Genomic DNA, 16,928 nt, shown 5'->3' with positions numbered 1-16,928 from the left:
CCCTTTTTGTGTATAAAAGGTGCCATCATCATTTTAGCGGTTTTTGAATCACTTTTCTAGAAATTCGATGCCAAGTAGGCGTGATGTTATCTTTCTCCTTTAATAAGATTCGTGTGAGATACAGGCTTTTGACCGTCAGCCTCATTCATTTCGCCTGCTTTTTCCTTCAAGTGAATGTCTTTGACAAAATAATAGATGAGTGTGTGTCCCGCTCCTAGCACGACGAGCGATGCAGGTACACCGATTTCAACACCTAATAGTGTCACTGATAAGAGAAACAAGAGAATGGAACAAATACGCCCTGCATTTAAAAACAATTCTCTGACGACGATATATTCAATTCGAGCCTTCCTTGCATACCGGGCATGTCCGATCACATCATACGTTAAAGACACATATGGAACTAGCAAGAGAGGATAACCGATGGCGATGGCCACTGCATACATGAGCAGTGATACATAGGATAGGTGAAACACGATTAAGAAAATGGCACCGTAGAGAATCAGCCCGCCAAACATGATGGCTTTTTTTCGCCATTTCTTCTTAATCAACCGTGTAGCGAAAAAATAAGTAAAAAAAGCGACGCCTGAATTCACAAGACCAAATGTGCCAAGAGCCAGTTCACTATTTGTGGCGATAAACACAAAGACACTGATTAAAAAGACAAAGACCCCTTCTCTTAGTCCTTGAAAAAAGTGTGCCGACGTAATCTTACGCCAATTCTCATCAGCGTGTCGCTCTCTCCAAATTTGTTTGATCATAAACTTGCCTTTTGATTGCCTTCTCTTAAGAAAGAAGCTCATGATGACTGCTAGCGAAAACAAAATGAGAGATAAAGTGAAAATAACGGTATAGCCTGTATCGTCTGTTAATTGAGAAATGACGATACCCGAAAGAAGTGGACCGATCATGCCAGCTGTAGATGTGAGAACACCTAAAAAGCCATTAAAAAAATCTCTCGTTTCAGGTTCTGTGATTTCAAAGGTCAATACATTAAAAGCTAGCCAGTAAAAACCATAACCAATCCCAAGGACACTTCCTAATAAGACAAGCCGCGCCGCCGCTTGTTCTCCTGCTAATAATACAATTAAGTAAAAAGCGGCCAAGAAGATGACACCAAAACGAAGAACAAATGCGCGATCGATTTTTTTGGCGAGCTTACCCGCAACTAAAAAAGTGATAGGCTGTAATACAACAATCGCCAAGTTATAAATTGCAATATCTGTAAATCGTCCAGACTGTTTCCATAAATACACATTCACAAACGTATTTGAAAGCGCGATGGCCAGTGCGTATAATCCGCCAATCGTGAGGAGGAGCAATAAATCTCTTGTGACATCCATGTCCCCAAACATTTTTTTCAATCTGCTCATATATTTCATTCTCCTTTTCTACACAATAGTCTGTCTCATCGAAAGGTAGATATGTAAAAAAAGGAGGGAAAATATAAAAAGACCCGCTCACATCGAGCAGGTCTTTTCATTCGAACAATTGATTTATTTTGCTTCGCTGTATAGGCGAGCAACTTCATCCCAGTTTACGACATTCCAGAATGCTGAAATGTAATCAGGACGACGGTTTTGGTAGTTCAAGTAGTAAGCATGCTCCCAAACGTCAAGTCCTAGGATTGGTGTTTTCCCTTCAGTTAAAGGAGAATCTTGGTTTGGTGTGCTTGTGATTTCAAGTTTGCCATTGTTCACAACAAGCCATGCCCAACCAGAACCAAAGCGTCCTGCAGCTGCAGCAGCGAAATCAGTTTTGAACTTTTCAAATCCACCTAGTTCTTTTTCGATCGCATCTGCAAGTTCACCAGTTGGTGCGCCGCCACCATTTGGTGAAAGAAGCGTCCAGAATAATGAGTGGTTTGCATGTCCTCCGCCGTTGTTACGTACTGCTGTACGGATGTTTTCAGGCACAGAGTTCAAGTTAGCTACAAGCTCATCAATTGATTGGTTTTCAAGAGCTGATACACCTTCAATTGCTTTGTTTAAGTTTGTAACGTATGTGTTATGGTGTTTCGTGTGGTGAATCGTCATTGTTTCCTTGTCGATATGTGGTTCTAATGCGTCATAAGCATATGGTAATTCTGGAAGTTTAAAAGCCATGGTTAAATTCCTCCTTAGTAATGTATGTACTGAAATGCTTCCTAATTTAGCAAGCCATTCCTTATTCAAAGAGTATCAAAAGAAACAGCTAGTTTCAACGTTATTGCTCATGATCTGAAACATTTCAGTGATTATGTTGTATTTAGCCCTTTTAAATCATTTTTAAACACTTTTTTATCAATTTAGCGAAGCACATAAAACAAAAAAATTCCCAGCATCAGTGTTTGGATAAAACCTTTTGCAAATACACCTGAGACAAATCCAATCAATGAGCCTACACCAACTTTTATACTCGTCTTCACATCTTTACGATGAACAAGCAGCTCTGCAAGAACACTTCCGATAAAAGGCCCTAATATAATCCCTGCGATCGGAATGACAAATGGACCTATTAACAAGCCAATCGTACTCCCCCATATGGCAGCTCGACTACCGCCAAAACGCTTCACACCAATCAGGTTTGAGACGTAATCAGCTACAAACAAGACGACTGTTAACATCACTTGAATGAGCCAAAATGTGAAAGTAAGCGGTTCAAAGCTGAAAAAGACACCATATAAGATAAAACCAAGGAGCATAAAAACAACACTAGGGATAATTGGATAAATGAGACCAACAAATGCCACGACAAATGCACAGCCAATCAGTATCCAATACAGCACATCCACGTCATCACGCCCCCTTTTTATCAACTGCCTTTCATTATGCCCCATTCCCCTTCTCTTCACCAGCCATATAGGTGATACTTGTACTTGATGGATAGACATTGATACAATGTGAAAGAACAGAAAAGAATGTAGGAAGTGAAACGGTTGAACGTATTTAAGTTGTTAGTAAAAGGAATTTACTCACCAAAAGATATTGCAAGAGCACGCTTTTCAGGGATTGGAAAAGCCATTTTGTTTATTTTTATTTTGTCATTGATCGCATCTGTCCCTCAGGGCTATCATATGAGTCAACAAATTTCGAATACCATATCCGGATTTGAACACGTGATGAAAAAGGACTTTCCGGATTTTACGATTGAAAAAGGGCAGCTTCAAACAGATCAAAAGACTCCGATAGAAAAACAAGAAAACGGGGTCACCATTATCTTTGATCCTGATGAAAAAATAAAATCAAGTGAGATTGAAACAAAGCAATTGGCTATCGCTCTATTAAAAGACAAAGCGGTGATTGCGATTGAAGGGCAAATGACTGATATTCCATACCAGCTCCTTGGTGGTACGTTGACAAAAGATGATCTCGCACAAGTGACAAACCAAAACCAAGCAGTCATCATTCCAATCATTTGCGTCTTACTTTATCTATCAACAGCGGCTCTCATGTTTATCAGTGCCACGTTCCTCGCCATGCTTGGTACATTTATTAAGCGAATGCAACGTAAGGAGCTATCCTTCCAAATGCTTTGGAAGCTCTCGGCTTATTCTCTCACATTAACAACCGTCTTTTTCGCCATTATGAGTGCGCTAAACACGCCGGTTGCCAACTCATTTTTATTAAATTGGGCGATTAACTTTATCTTTTTATATCTCGTTGTAAAAGAAATACCCGCTAAAAAATAAACCACTTTTCTAGTGGTTTTTTTCTTTCCCTAAAAAGGCTTAGTAGAACGAACTAGACCGAACAAATCTCGCTTTTTACCCCTTTTTGGTTCTATCATTTCCGGACATGCATACATTTGAAGTAAAATCATAAAAGCGGTGATCAATATGCGGCGAATTATTTTTTTACTTGTTAGCTTGTTTGTGCTCTTTATTATCTTTTTTGATTTAAAGTACGGTACGATTCCTCATCAAGCGGGACACGCTGTTCCTGCAAATGCCATTCAGACCTCTGTAGACACATCATACAAGACGGTCACTGTCAAAAAAGGAGAGACCGTTGTATCCATCGTCCAAACAAATCAGCCTCTTGAAGAAGTCATCGAGGATTTTGAAGCGCTGAATAAAGGCGTCAAAGCGAATGAAATCCAAGCAGGCAGCACATATAAGTTTCCGGTCTACGAGAGATAAAACGTTAATTCCTTGTCATTCATACAAAGAGACTGTTACAATATGAAATGTAAAACACGTCGTGCATGGTCATTGCATTGCATGTACACTAAGGAGCGATTGACAAGTGAGTGAAATCACACATCGTACTAAAACGCGTCCCGTAAAAGTGGGGCCTTTAACTATAGGTGGAAATAATGAAGTCGTCATACAAAGTATGGCAACGACAAAAACGCATGATGTCGAAGCGACAGTTGCTGAAATTAAACGTCTTGAAGAAGCAGGCTGTCAAATCATACGAGTCGCTTGTCCTGACGAACGAGCAGCAAATGCTATTGCTGATATCAAAAAACAAATCAACATTCCACTTGTAGTCGATATTCATTTTGACTACAAACTTGCACTAAAAGCCATTGAAGCTGGTGCAGACAAAATCCGTATCAACCCAGGGAATATCGGGAGACGGGAAAAAGTAGAAGCTGTTGTCAAAGCAGCGAAAGAAAAAGGCATTCCAATCCGTATTGGTGTGAACGCCGGTTCGTTAGAGAAAAAAATCCTTGATAAATACGGCTATCCAACAGCAGATGGAATGGTTGAAAGTGCACTACATCACATTAAAATTTTAGAAGACCTAGACTTCCATGACATCATCGTTAGTATGAAAGCATCTGATGTCAACCTTGCGATAGAGGCGTATGAAAAAGCGGCGAAGGCGTTTGATTACCCTCTCCACCTCGGCATCACAGAGTCAGGAACTTTATTTGCCGGAACTGTAAAAAGTGCAGCTGGACTTGGTGCGATTTTAAATATGGGAATTGGAAACACACTTCGTATTTCACTAAGTGCTGATCCAGTTGAAGAAGTCAAGGTGGCACGTGAGTTATTGAAATCATTCGGTCTTGCATCAAATGCAGCCACACTGATTTCTTGCCCAACTTGTGGAAGAATTGAAATTGACCTCATTAGCATCGCAAATGAAGTAGAAGAATACATCTCGAAAATTAAAGCTCCGATTAAAGTAGCCGTTCTTGGCTGCGCTGTAAACGGTCCTGGTGAAGCCCGTGAAGCCGATATCGGCATTGCAGGCGCTAGAGGCGAAGGTCTCCTGTTCCGCAAAGGAGAAATCGTGCGTAAAGTACCAGAAGAAACAATGGTCGAAGAGCTGAAAAAAGAAATTGATAAAATTGCTGAAGAACATTACGCAAAAATGGAAGCTGAGAAACAAAAACTAACAAACGCATAATAAAACGCCTGACAGTGATGTCAGGCGTTTTTCTGTTCTTATTAAAAGAACGGGGTGATAAAAATGCCAAGGATGACGGAAACAATCCCAATCCCGATTGACCATGCGCCAAGCCCTTGTGCTCCTTTTCTTCTTGCCATATAACCAACGACAATCGCGGTTACCCCTAATAACACTGGGAATACAAACAGTGAGATAATCGCAATGGCAAGAGCGGTATAACCTAGCCCTTTACTGCCTGATTCGTCACCTACACGGTCACGTCCTCGTCTGTCTTCTCGATCTCTTGATGCTTGATAAGGCTCTGCGATTTCAGCAGCTGTTTCCTCTAAATAGCCATCATCGTTACTAAAGTTCGTGTCGATTTCTCGATCATTACGTGTAAAATTGTCTCTTTCCATCATCAATTCCCCCTTTTGTTTAATAGAAAGGAGCTTTTTTAGTATGAGCAGAAATGTCTGTTTCATGTTTGCTAAAACTTACTGGAATTGTGAATAGATTATGTTACACTTTAAGAGTATAAATATGAGGAGTGTGGGCATGTTACGTTTAGGAATTGATATTGACGGCACTGTGACGGCGCAGGACACTTTTGTTCCCTACTTAAATCAGTCGTTTCAATGTGCCATCACACTAGAAGATATGACAGAATATGATTTGACGAAGCTTTTAAAGATTTCGAATGAAGAATTTTGGGGCTGGATGGATCAGCAAGAGCCTCTTATTTATAAACACGCGAAACCTGCTGAAGGTGCAAAAAACATCTTGAATCAAATGAAAGAGCATCACAAATTGATCTATATCACAGCAAGAAGAAAGCATCTCACAGATGTGACGTACACATGGTTTCAAGAACATCAAATTCACTACGATGACATCGAGCTTGTCGGGGGTCATCATAAACTCGAAGCTGTTCAACAACACAACATTGATGTGTTTTTCGAAGATCATCATGGAAATGCCACAATGATCGCAAAAGAAGCCAATATCCCTGTCATTCTTTTTAACTCCCCTTATAACCAAATGCCAACTGACGACAGAATTATCCGCGTCAATCACTGGAAAGAAGCGGATCAGTGGATAAAGCAATATGAAAAAAGACTACAAACAACCTATTAATGACAGCCACAAAAAAGCCGATCCCTCAACAGATCGGCTTTTTTAGACTGGATGACCTTCTTTCATTAAAAAATGATACAAGGCTCCCTTCATCCCTGCTTGATTCAAGTAGTAGCATGGTTCAATGCTCACCTGAATGTCTTTCCAAGCAGGCAGTGTATGTAAATACTTTTCAACGTTTGAAATTAAATCTGATCTGCCACTCACACCGCCACCAATTAAAATTTTTTCTGGATTAAGAGTTGCGGTGACATTATAAATACCTACAGCAATTCGTTTATACCACTGTTCAAGCATCATTTGAATGGACGGATCATCTGACGCCTGTTCAAATATCATGCGACCGTCTATTTGTGCACTTTGTGGAATTTGTTGCTTTTCTTTATAGGTACGAATCAAACCAGCAGTTGAAGCGGTGCTATTAAGGGTTGTAAATTGTCCATTTTCCGTTTCAGTTAGCATCATGCCAAACTCCCCGCCTCGAAAAGAAGCCCCGCGAACGAGCTGTCCGTTCACAAAAATACCACCACCTACACCTGTACCAATGGTCATACAGATAAAATTGTCACACCCTCTGGCATGACCGCTATTTCTTTCGGCTAACGCTGCACAGTTCGCATCATTCTCCACTTCCACCCGAAGTGAAAGACGTTTTTCCAAAAGGGTTTTGATATTGTGACCATTTAGGGCAATCACTGCCCCTGCAAATTCTGTATAACCGGTTTGACTGTCCACAAAGCCAGGAAGACTAACAGCAACACCACTTACTTCATACATTTGTTGATATTGTTTCACGACACCTTCCATTGCCTCTAAAAACGGCGCAAGCTGATGACAATTCGTTGCATAGTCACCACTTGTGATGAGATCTCCGCTTTCATTCATCAATCCATGTTTTGTTTTTGTCCCGCCCACATCAAATACCACGTAATAAGCCACGTTGTCTCCTCCTCACCATCATGATGCCTGTTGATCTCATTTTAATGAAACGTGGGTGAAATGTAAAACGTTTTCAAAAGGGGTGTAAAAAAAAGCCAGTTCGTCAACTGGCTCGTTCATGCATGCACTTCATTCGGTTCACAAGAAGGACATGTACCGTAAATCTCAAATTTATGTCCGCTAATATGGTAATCCTTTAAATCTGCTTCTAACCTGTCCATTGGGCAGGCATCAATTTCCTTTGTTTTACCACACGCAAGGCAGATAAAATGGTGATGATGATGAGAAAAAGAACATTTAAAGCGGAATAGCTTTTCACCTGACAGCTCCGTTGTTTCCAATATGCCCAATTCCTCATATAAGGAAAGATTTCGATAAATCGTATCGAAGCTTAGTCCCGGATAATCCTCATTTAATGATGTTAACACATTTTTAGCTGTTAAGTATTTATCAGAATCAGAAAACAGTTGCAGCATATCTTCACGTTTGCTTGTATATTTGTAGCCTTTTTCCTTTAATAAATCAAGCGCTTCTTGTACGTTCATGATGATTCCCCCTTCTGAATTTCTCAATACTAATACACCCAATCAAAATCAATATGGACAGCATCACAATGGTTCCGCCCGGCGCAAGGTCCAAATAGTAACTTAAAATTAATCCGACAAGCACCGATAATTCACCAAACAATATTGAAAGAAAAATAGCTTGTTTAAACCCTTTGGCAATTCGAATACTTGCAGCAACAGGTAACGTCATGAGCGCTGACACTAGGAGCGTACCCACGATACGCATAGATGCCGCAATGACTAACGCTACAACTAGGATAAAAATAAAATGAATCCATTTTGCTGAAATGCCAGATGCTTTTGCATGTTCTTCATCAAACGAGAGTAAAAACAGCTCTTTATACAATAGCACCACGACAAGTACGACAATGACAGAAATGGCGATAATCACCCAAAGATCTACTCTTGATACTGCACTCACACTACCGAACAAATAACTAAACAAATCCGTATTAAATCCATTGGCTAGTGAGATGAAAATCACGGAAACACCAATACCGCCAGACAAAATAATCGGAATCGCTAGCTCCTGATAATGCTTATATACCGACCTTAGCCGCTCAATGAACAAGGACCCTGCGACAGAGAATGCCATCCCTAAGTAAAGTGGGCTCACACCTGTCAGCAAACCGAATTTTTTATCAAGGAATAGACTTGCTGCAATCCCCGCAAGTGAAACGTGACTAAGAGCGTCAGCAATAAGAGACAGCCGTCTTACGACAATGAACACACCAAGTAAAGGTGCGATAAATCCAATGAGCAACCCTGCAAAAAACGCATTTTGTAAAAATTCATATTGAAAAAATGGAAATAACATTATTCGTGTCCCCCATGATGGTGATGATGGTCGTGATGAATCACTTGAATGTCATGCCCATAAAATTGAGACAACGCCTGATCATCCATGGAATCGAATGTTTTTGCATCTCCGTGAAAGTGCAATTGCTGATTTAAACAAGCGACATGCGTCACTTTATCAGATACGGTTCCGACATCATGTGTGACGAGAATCAATGACATCCCTTTTTCTTGATTTAATGTTTCTAACAGCTGATAGAACCCTTCAACGGTTTTTTGATCAACCCCAACCGTCGGCTCATCTAAAATAAGGAGCTTCGGCTGGCTGACAAGAGCTCTTGCGATAAAGGCACGCTGCTGCTGACCTCCAGATAGCTCTCCGATGTTTTGATGTTTTAAGTCTTGTATTCCTACTGAACGAATGGCCTCTTCTACCTGCCATTTATCCTGCTTATTCATTCGCTTGAATAAGCCAATTTTCGCCGTCAGTCCACTTGCAACTACCTCGTATACTGAGGCAGGAAACCCTGTATTAAAGCTATTCGCCTTTTGGGAAACAAAACCGATTTGATCCCAGTCTTTAAATTTTGAAACAGGCGTACCAAATAGTTTCAGTTCCCCTTTTTGAGGTTTTATCAGCCCGAGCAGGCATTTTAATAAGGTTGTTTTACCAGATCCATTCGGTCCCACCAGCGCTAGAAAGTTCCCTTCCTCGACTGTTAAATGAATGTGATCAATGACATTTCGCTGTCCATACGAATAGGAAACGTCCTTCATTTCAATAATTGGCTTTGCCATGAATATTTCCACCTTTAACACAATATAAAAGAATGATTACGATTTATACAGCAAAAAGAAAATGGCAAACGCCATTTCCTTTGTTTATACACTATATTTCATTATATAAAAGAAACATGAAAAAGTAAAATAAAAGCTAATGAATCGCCGTTTTGAACTTTCCGCCCCTTGTTTCATGTGTATCCATAATCGTGATAAAAGCTTGGTCATCAATTTCAAATACGATGGATTTTAGCTTTGTAATTTCAAGCCTCGTCACAACGGCATAGATGACATCTTTTTCTTCATCTGAATAGCCGCCTTTTCCTCTAAGCTTTGTCGTTCCTCTACCAAGACGGTGAAGAATCGCATTGGATATTTCATCAAAATGATCGGACACAATAATGACCGCTTTTGTTTCATCTAATCCTTGAATAACAGCATCAATCGTTTTCATTGCCAAATAATATGTCATGACAGAATACATCGCTTGCTCTGGTCCAAAAACAAAGCCTGCCCAAATGAAAATGAACACATTGACGATCATGACAAACTCACCGACTGAAAAAGGTATTTTTTTCGTGAGTAGAATACCCAAAATTTCAGTCCCGTCCATTGATCCGCCATTTCGTATCACTAACCCAACACCAAAGCCAAGTAATAGTCCTCCAAATACAGTCGCTAAGATCGGCTGATTTGTAAAGGCTTCGACATGATGTAATGATGTTTCAATAAGAGCCAAGCTGACAATTCCAATGACAGTGGATACAAGAAAGGTTTTCCCGATATGTTTGTATCCCGATATCATAAATGGAATATTTAAAATGACAACAATCGTCGCAAAATTAATGAATGGGTTATCGGTAAAAAGATAATCCAAAATAAGTGCGATGCCGATGATGCCCCCATCAATAATATTGTTTGGCACTAAAAATAATTCGATACTAACTGCTGCACATGCAGCTCCTACTAAGATCAGAAAGATCCTCATGATAAAATGAGGCACTGATTCCTTTCTATGATGTGTTCGATTTGCCATAGGTTCTCCCCTTTTACACTTGTTAAATTTTCAATGAACATGATATTGACTTTCTTATTTTATCATTTCACGGAGCCAAATGAAATTTATTGCACATTTTCCGGTTTCGCCCATACATTGTTACAGAGGGGAGGAGTTTGCATTGATTTTAATCCAAAAAATTGTGCTCCAACGGCTGAATCAGATCACAGCAAATGATTTGTTAAAGTATGCAAAGCAGTATGGGGTTAGCTTAACGAACAACCAAGCTGTCGAGGTCGCCAAACTCATGAATGGGAAAAACGTGAATATCTTTCATGATGCTGAACGAGCTAGGCTTCTTAAACAAGTGGAAGCCATTACGTCTAAGCAAACAGCACAAACCGTCAATGATCTATTTAATCAATTTTCAAGCTAAGCAAAAAAGGGCCGCATTTAGCGGCACCTTATCGAGTTGCATGTCATTGTTTACTGTTGCGTAATTTTTTCTAGTAAGCCTTCATCAAATTGCTTTTCTTTTAGCATAGCAATTTCAAACTTGTAAGGTGGTTTTTTGTTCTTTTTATCTTCACCTACATAAGGCGTTTCTAAAATTTTCGGCACATCTTGCAGCTGCGGATGATGCACAATATAGCTCAGTGCATCAAATCCAATTTCACCAAAACCGATATTTTCATGTCGGTCTTTTCTTGCGCCTTGCACATTTTTACTGTCATTGATATGAAGAACCTTGATGCGATCAATCCCAACAATTCGATCAAATTCCTCTAAAACACCATCAAAGTCGCTGACGATTGGATATCCTGCATCATGCGTGTGGCACGTATCAAAGCAAACGGAAAGCGCTTCGTTATGTGTCACACCATCAATGATTTGGGCAAGCTCTTCAAAGCTTCTTCCGCATTCCGAGCCTTTGCCGGCCATTGTTTCGAGTGCAATTTGAACCTCTTGTCCTTTTACAATGACTTCATTTAAACCTTCGATGATTTTTTGAATTCCAGCCTCTGCCCCTGCCCCTACATGTGCACCTGGGTGAAGAACAATTTGTTTCGATCCAAGCGCTTGTGTTCGTTCAATTTCTGAGCGAAGGAAATCAACCCCCAGCTCAAAGGTAGCAGGATTGACAGTGTTCCCAATATTGATAATGTATGGTGCATGTACAACGATATCTGTCATGCCATGCTCCTTCATATGTGCTTGTCCAGCTTCAATATTGAGGTCTTCGATTTTCTTACGGCGTGTATTTTGCGGTGCACCCGTATAAATCATAAACGTATTCGCACCATAAGAGGCAGCTTCTTGACTTGCAGCAAGAAGCATATGTTTTCCACTCATGGATACATGCGATCCAATTTTCAACAATGGTTCTCCCTACTTTCCGTTACGCTTTGTCTTTCTTCGCTCTTGTCTCTTAATTTTATCGATCTCACGCGTCATTTTCTTTTTATATCCAGGTTTGACGGCCTTCGGTTTTTTCACAAGACGCTTTGCTTTTTCTTCAATTTCGTTTGGTGCTTTTTTGCGTCTTTGGCGTTTCAAACGGTCATCAGCATCTCGCCATTCTCCGTGAACGATTGTTTTGTTTTCAAACACCACGCCCATTTTCTCAATCTGTACGAGTGCATCCTCATCTGCTAGATCGTAAATGGTCATCGCAATTCCAGAAGAACCCGCTCTGGCTGTTCGTCCTACACGATGAACATAAAAATCAAGATCAGACGGAAGCTCATAGTTGATCACGTGGCTAATTCCCTTAATATCAATTCCACGAGCGGCAAGGTCTGATGCCACAATATAGGTAAACTCTAAATCTTCAATTTGTTTCATCACTTTTTTACGTTCACGTGGTGTTAGTCCGCCATGAAGTACACCAATTTTCATTCCTTGTTCTTGAAGGAAAGCAGCAATTTCATCTACTGTTGATTTTGTATTGGCAAAAATGATGCCTAAATAAGGCTGGATATTTGTAACCATCTCATGGAGCAATTTTAATTTGTCACGTTGTTTTGATGGAATTAAAACATGCTGAATGTTTTCAGCCGTCATCCGTTTCGGTTCAACATGTGCATATTTCGGGTTGTCCATATATTTTTTGAGGAAAGGCTTTAATTTTTCAGGAATCGTCGCTGAGAACACAAGCATTTGCAATTGTTCTGGCATTTGTGCACCAATCCGGTCCACATCTTCCAAAAATCCCATATCTAGCATTAAATCCGCTTCATCAATCACGAGGGATGTCGCTTTGTATACATTCAATGCTTGTTCATGAATGAGGTCAGCAATACGTCCAGGGGTACCGACAACCAAATGTGGTTGATTCTTCAGCTTTTGAATGGACTTTTGTTTATCTGTTCCACCAATGTAGAGCTTCGCCTTGATTTCTTCTTCTGGCGACGCGTTCTTTAAAATCGTCTGAGCTTCTTTGAAAATTTGATTGGCTAATTCTCGCGTAGGTGCCGTTATCACCACTTGTACTTGTTCTTTGCTTGGATCAATCGAATGAATGAGCGGTACTAAATACGCATGGGTTTTCCCTGTACCTGTTTGTGATTGTCCAATTACACTTTCTCCTTTTAAAACCGCTGGGATGATTCTTTTTTGAATATCAGTTGGCTCGTAAAAGCCCAATTCATGAATCGCATCTATAATAAAAGGCTTTAATTCATATGTCGTAAATTTCGTTTCTTTCATGTTTTCACTCCTTAAGGCAAATGCCTTTTTGCTCATCTCCCCATTATAGCGGATTTTTAGCAAAAAAACCATGTCCGCTTTTCTCACAGGAAACCATTTGTTGCTTCCTTGCATACCCTATGAAGAGAAAGAGTTTCAGGAAGGGAGGTACAAGTATGTTAGGGCAAAGGCCTATGGGCGATTTTCAACCGCGACGTCCCTCACGCCGGCACCTTGGAAATGGTGGGCCGTCAGAGATATTTCAAAGGAATCAACCCGCACCTATCAACCAGCCTTTTCAAGGACAAGGAAATCAACTTCAACATATGATGCCTCGTTCCCCGTCTGTACAAGGCGGTGGTTTACGCGGTGTCGGAGGGATTCCAGCAGGCGAGAGCCGGGCACTGGGCGGTGGAGCCGGTATCAAAGGCATGCTCGCAAAATTTCTTCCTGGCGCTGGGGGAGCAGGAATCTCTGGAGGCGGTGCGGGTGCGGGATTACAAGGAATCCAGAGCTTCGCAAATCCAGCGACCTTATCAAGTATGCTAGGAAATGTTCAGAAAGTACTCGGGGTCGCGCAACAATTCACGCCAATGATTCAGCAATACGGCCCTTTAGTGAGAAATCTACCTGCAATGATTAAGCTGTACAGTCAGCTTGGGAGTGCAGATGATGATGCGGAGACGAATGATGCGGACGCCGATTCTAATGAGACCAATGAGGAAACAGTGAAAGAACATGAAGAAACGGCAATCGATGACGAGCCAAAAGAAAAAGACAAACAAGAAGACAACCTAATCAATGAAGAAAAAGATCATTCAGATCCTAGCACATCATCTCCTGAAGAAACACCGAAGAAAAAATCGGGACGCTCTGTTCCAAAACTATATGTCTAGTGATCTTTTGAAGGCGAAGTGTCCATATCGTATAACAATCTTTGATATATACACTTACTTTGGCTATAATGGTAGCAAGAGAATGAAGAAAAAGCCGTTTTTACGGCTTTTTATATTGTTCTTCTCTTTTGCAGCACTTCCCTACAGGAGGACGAATAAATGAATGTAATCAAAATCTCACCGCGTGGCTATTGCTACGGTGTTGTAGATGCAATGGTTATTGCTAAAAACGCCGCCCTTGATCAAAACTTGCCACGCCCGATTTATATACTAGGTATGATTGTTCACAACAAACATGTGACAGATGCCTTTGAAGAAGACGGGATCTACACACTTGACGGCCCGAACCGATTAGACATTTTAAAGCAGGTCGATAGCGGCACAGTGATTTTCACCGCTCATGGTGTGTCACCAGAGGTTCGTCAAATCGCAGAAGAAAAAGGCCTTGTCGCCATTGATGCCACATGTCCAGATGTGACCAAAACCCACGACCTCATTTCAGAAAAAACAGCAGATGGCTATGACATTATTTATATTGGGAAAAAGGGTCACCCTGAGCCAGAAGGCGCTGTAGGCGTAGCCCCGGACAAAGTGCATCTGATTGAAACTGAAGCTGATATTGAAGCGCTCGATCTGACATCAGATAAACTGCTCATTACAAATCAAACCACGATGTCTCAATGGGATGTCCATGACTTGATGGAGCTGATTAAAGAGAAATACCCTCATGTCGAATACCATCAAGAAATATGTCTTGCTACACAAGTGCGACAAGAAGCTGTTTCAGAACAAGCCGGTCAAGCAGATTTAACCATTGTCGTTGGAGATCCAAAAAGTAATAACTCCAATCGATTGGCACAAGTCTCAATGGAGATCGCAGGAACGAAAGCGTACCGGATTGGAGATTTAAGTGAGCTTAAACTAGAATGGCTTGAAGGCGTAAACACTGTTGCCGTCACTGCTGGCGCTTCTACACCAACGCCTATCACAAAAGAAGTCATTCGCTTCTTAGAAAATTACGATCCAGCCGATGAATCAACTTGGAACATTGAACATGCTATTCCACTATCAAAAATTTTACCTCGTGTGAAAACAAAGAAATAAGAAAAACGTCAGAGTCACTTGCTCTGACGTTTTTTTATAGCTTTAAAAATACAATTGGCAACTTACATGAAATAATTCTTTTTAAAAAACAGAATAGTAATTGAGTTTCATTAAAAGAAATACTCCCTCATTCCATCTGTGAATATTGGAAGAGTCTTGGTCACTAACTCTTCTGCTGAAATCGGTCTTCCATTATTATTCCACGTGTATGTTACTCCATAGATACTCCAACTCAGTACAGTAGATAGGGTTGTTACGACTTGTTTATCCCCTATGAAATTGGTATTCTTTGTTCCTTTTAGCACAAGATCAGCTATTAACTTCTGCAATTCTTCTTTAATTTTACTTTCTATAATAGTCCCTAAAGAATGATAACCTTTATGGCACAGGTCGCTTAATTCTTTATGGTGATCACACATAGCTAGGAAAATGTTTGCAATGACTTCCTCATTGAATCCATCGTGATGATTAATTCTTTTTTTCAATTTGTCTAAAAAAGTATTGGTGATTGTAGAATGTAGCAACTCAAATTTATCTTCAAAGTGTGCATAAAATGTAGCGCGGTTAATCGTTGCTTTTTCAGCGATATCACGTACCGTTATATAATTGAAGTCTTTTTCGCTGGCTAATGAAATAAATGCGTCTACGATCAATTGTCTTGTACGAAGTATTCTCGGATCATTTTTTTCCATATCGTTTTTCTTCTCCTTATTGGGCTTCATATTGATGTTTAAAAACGACAATTTAACAGAAATGTTGTGTAAACAACTTACTAGCCATTTTGATGGTTGTGAATTGTTCTATCACATCATATCATAACTTATACAACTAGTGTTGCCTAAATTACTAGTGTTGTTTTCAACGACCAAAATGGTTGCGCTTAGTTTAAATCGCAGACGGAAAAAATTTAAAAATAAGGAGAATTAAAAGATGAAAGTAGAGATTTGGTCAGATTTTGCCTGCCCGTTTTGTTATATTGGCAAACATCACTTTGAAATAGGGTTAGAACAATTTGAACATAAAGAAAAAGTAGAAGTTGTATATCGTAGTTTTCAATTAGATCCATATGCGAAAAAAAATACAGGTATGGATATCCATCAAGTCTTATCTGCCAAACATGGTATCCCATATGAAAAAGCAAAAGAAATGAATAATCAGTTGAAACAGTATGCGAAAAAGGCGGGGTTAGATTATCAATTAGATACAATGATTCCTACGAATTCATACGATGCACTTCGACTTTCGTATTATGCAAAAGAGAATGGGAAGATAAAGGAATATATGGATCGAATTATGAAGGCTCACTTCACGGATTCACTAGATATCGGTGACCCAGCAACACTTGCCCAACTTGCAAGTGAGTTAGGTCTTAATGCCAACGAAACGTTGGATGTTCTAGCAAGTGATAAATATAGCGAGAATCTCGCAGCTGATAAAGCCGAAGGTACAGACATGGGGATTCAAGGCGTTCCCTTTTTCGTAGTAGATAACAAATATACCATGTCAGGTGCACAATCTCCCCAAGTATTTTCAGAAACATTACAACAGATTTGGAAAGAAGATTACGTGAATGATAACGCTAAAGAGCAATTAGAGCCATCACTTGATCATTATTGTTCAGATGGAACATGTAAATTTTAAGTTATGTTCAAAATCAAGTTAAGATAAAATCATTTTGTTTTGCTAAAAATCAAAAGGC

At 40.0% G+C, this 16,928-nt stretch carries 20 protein-coding genes; 8 read left to right on the top strand and 12 right to left on the bottom strand.

Annotation, left to right across the window (positions count from 1 at the left end; all coding sequences use genetic code 11):
• Positions 1–86 precede the first annotated feature (86 nt).
• The 3 genes from AB1K80_RS07475 to AB1K80_RS07465 all read right to left on the bottom strand — a co-directional run bounded on the left by AB1K80_RS07475 (position 87) and on the right by AB1K80_RS07465 (position 2,773).
• The gene (locus AB1K80_RS07475) at positions 87–1,373 is read right to left on the bottom strand and encodes an MFS transporter (RefSeq protein ID WP_412855986.1); all 1,287 of its coding nucleotides are present in this window, start codon (positions 1,371–1,373) and stop codon (positions 87–89) included.
• A 123-nt stretch (positions 1,374–1,496) separates the two neighbouring features.
• Positions 1,497–2,105, bottom strand: coding sequence for a superoxide dismutase SodA (sodA, locus tag AB1K80_RS07470; protein WP_412855985.1), 609 nt, complete (start codon positions 2,103–2,105; stop codon positions 1,497–1,499).
• Between the two features lie 182 nt (positions 2,106–2,287).
• Complete coding sequence (locus tag AB1K80_RS07465; protein WP_412855984.1) at positions 2,288–2,773, bottom strand: DUF456 domain-containing protein; 486 nt, start codon at positions 2,771–2,773, stop codon at positions 2,288–2,290.
• Positions 2,774–2,917: 144 nt separating this feature from the next.
• Between AB1K80_RS07465 and AB1K80_RS07460 the strand changes: the two genes are divergently transcribed.
• The 3 genes from AB1K80_RS07460 to ispG all read left to right on the top strand — a co-directional run bounded on the left by AB1K80_RS07460 (position 2,918) and on the right by ispG (position 5,342).
• Positions 2,918–3,670: a DUF1189 domain-containing protein gene (locus AB1K80_RS07460; RefSeq protein WP_412855983.1), complete on the top strand. Its 753-nt coding sequence runs from the start codon at positions 2,918–2,920 to the stop codon at positions 3,668–3,670.
• A 147-nt stretch (positions 3,671–3,817) separates the two neighbouring features.
• The gene (locus tag AB1K80_RS07455) at positions 3,818–4,120 is read left to right on the top strand and encodes a LysM peptidoglycan-binding domain-containing protein (protein ID WP_412855982.1); all 303 of its coding nucleotides are present in this window, start codon (positions 3,818–3,820) and stop codon (positions 4,118–4,120) included.
• Positions 4,121–4,235: 115 nt separating this feature from the next.
• Complete coding sequence (gene ispG / locus AB1K80_RS07450; RefSeq protein ID WP_412856035.1) at positions 4,236–5,342, top strand: flavodoxin-dependent (E)-4-hydroxy-3-methylbut-2-enyl-diphosphate synthase; 1,107 nt, start codon at positions 4,236–4,238, stop codon at positions 5,340–5,342.
• Positions 5,343–5,383: 41 nt separating this feature from the next.
• On the opposite strand, the gene AB1K80_RS07445 is transcribed toward ispG, so the two are convergent.
• The gene (locus tag AB1K80_RS07445) at positions 5,384–5,743 is read right to left on the bottom strand and encodes a cell division protein CrgA (protein ID WP_412855981.1); all 360 of its coding nucleotides are present in this window, start codon (positions 5,741–5,743) and stop codon (positions 5,384–5,386) included.
• 139 nt (positions 5,744–5,882) lie between these two features.
• Here AB1K80_RS07445 and AB1K80_RS07440 point away from each other — a divergent pair, with 139 nt between their 5' ends.
• A complete protein-coding gene (locus tag AB1K80_RS07440; RefSeq protein WP_412855980.1) occupies positions 5,883–6,461 on the top strand; it encodes a 5' nucleotidase, NT5C type in 579 nt (192 codons plus the stop codon).
• A 42-nt stretch (positions 6,462–6,503) separates the two neighbouring features.
• On the opposite strand, the gene AB1K80_RS07435 is transcribed toward AB1K80_RS07440, so the two are convergent.
• From AB1K80_RS07435 to AB1K80_RS07415, 5 genes are all read right to left on the bottom strand, one after another.
• A complete protein-coding gene (locus tag AB1K80_RS07435; protein WP_412855979.1) occupies positions 6,504–7,400 on the bottom strand; it encodes an ROK family protein in 897 nt (298 codons plus the stop codon).
• A gap of 116 nt (positions 7,401–7,516) precedes the next feature.
• On the bottom strand, positions 7,517–7,945 hold the full coding sequence (locus AB1K80_RS07430) for a Fur family transcriptional regulator (RefSeq protein ID WP_412855978.1): 429 nt from the start codon (positions 7,943–7,945) through the stop codon (positions 7,517–7,519).
• On the bottom strand, positions 7,923–8,783 hold the full coding sequence (locus tag AB1K80_RS07425) for a metal ABC transporter permease (RefSeq protein WP_412855977.1): 861 nt from the start codon (positions 8,781–8,783) through the stop codon (positions 7,923–7,925). The genes AB1K80_RS07430 and AB1K80_RS07425 overlap by 23 nt, the downstream gene beginning before the upstream one ends.
• Positions 8,783–9,562 carry a metal ABC transporter ATP-binding protein gene (locus AB1K80_RS07420; protein WP_412855976.1) on the bottom strand — a complete coding sequence of 260 codons (780 nt, stop codon included), beginning with the start codon at positions 9,560–9,562 and terminating at the stop codon, positions 8,783–8,785. Before AB1K80_RS07420 ends, AB1K80_RS07425 begins: the two co-directional genes overlap by 1 nt.
• 136 nt (positions 9,563–9,698) lie before the next feature.
• Positions 9,699–10,580 carry a YitT family protein gene (locus AB1K80_RS07415; protein ID WP_412855975.1) on the bottom strand — a complete coding sequence of 294 codons (882 nt, stop codon included), beginning with the start codon at positions 10,578–10,580 and terminating at the stop codon, positions 9,699–9,701.
• Between the two features lie 142 nt (positions 10,581–10,722).
• Here AB1K80_RS07415 and AB1K80_RS07410 point away from each other — a divergent pair, with 142 nt between their 5' ends.
• Positions 10,723–10,977: a DUF2624 domain-containing protein gene (locus AB1K80_RS07410; protein ID WP_412855974.1), complete on the top strand. Its 255-nt coding sequence runs from the start codon at positions 10,723–10,725 to the stop codon at positions 10,975–10,977.
• Positions 10,978–11,027: 50 nt separating this feature from the next.
• Here AB1K80_RS07410 and AB1K80_RS07405 read toward each other — a convergent pair whose 3' ends face one another.
• Both AB1K80_RS07405 and AB1K80_RS07400 read right to left on the bottom strand, forming a co-directional pair.
• Positions 11,028–11,921 carry a deoxyribonuclease IV gene (locus AB1K80_RS07405; protein ID WP_412855973.1) on the bottom strand — a complete coding sequence of 298 codons (894 nt, stop codon included), beginning with the start codon at positions 11,919–11,921 and terminating at the stop codon, positions 11,028–11,030.
• 9 nt (positions 11,922–11,930) lie between these two features.
• Positions 11,931–13,250: a DEAD/DEAH box helicase gene (locus AB1K80_RS07400; RefSeq protein WP_412855972.1), complete on the bottom strand. Its 1,320-nt coding sequence runs from the start codon at positions 13,248–13,250 to the stop codon at positions 11,931–11,933.
• Between the two features lie 155 nt (positions 13,251–13,405).
• Between AB1K80_RS07400 and vrrA the strand changes: the two genes are divergently transcribed.
• Positions 13,406–14,125, top strand: a complete 720-nt coding sequence (vrrA, locus tag AB1K80_RS07395; RefSeq protein WP_412855971.1) for a VrrA/YqfQ family protein — start codon at positions 13,406–13,408, stop codon at positions 14,123–14,125.
• A 159-nt stretch (positions 14,126–14,284) separates the two neighbouring features.
• Positions 14,285–15,229, top strand: coding sequence for a 4-hydroxy-3-methylbut-2-enyl diphosphate reductase (locus tag AB1K80_RS07390; RefSeq protein ID WP_412855970.1), 945 nt, complete (start codon positions 14,285–14,287; stop codon positions 15,227–15,229).
• A 110-nt stretch (positions 15,230–15,339) separates the two neighbouring features.
• On the opposite strand, the gene AB1K80_RS07385 is transcribed toward AB1K80_RS07390, so the two are convergent.
• Complete coding sequence (locus AB1K80_RS07385) at positions 15,340–15,921, bottom strand: TetR/AcrR family transcriptional regulator (protein ID WP_412855969.1); 582 nt, start codon at positions 15,919–15,921, stop codon at positions 15,340–15,342.
• A gap of 238 nt (positions 15,922–16,159) precedes the next feature.
• Between AB1K80_RS07385 and AB1K80_RS07380 the strand changes: the two genes are divergently transcribed.
• Complete coding sequence (locus AB1K80_RS07380; RefSeq protein ID WP_412855968.1) at positions 16,160–16,870, top strand: DsbA family oxidoreductase; 711 nt, start codon at positions 16,160–16,162, stop codon at positions 16,868–16,870.
• Positions 16,871–16,928: the final 58 nt, after the last annotated feature.

Source organism: Bacillus sp. 179-C3.3 HS, assembly GCF_047229225.1.
Lineage (GTDB): Bacteria > Bacillota > Bacilli > Bacillales > Bacillaceae > Bacillus.
Note: the sequence above shows the minus strand (reverse complement) of the source record. Positions and strands in the feature narration are given on the sequence as shown.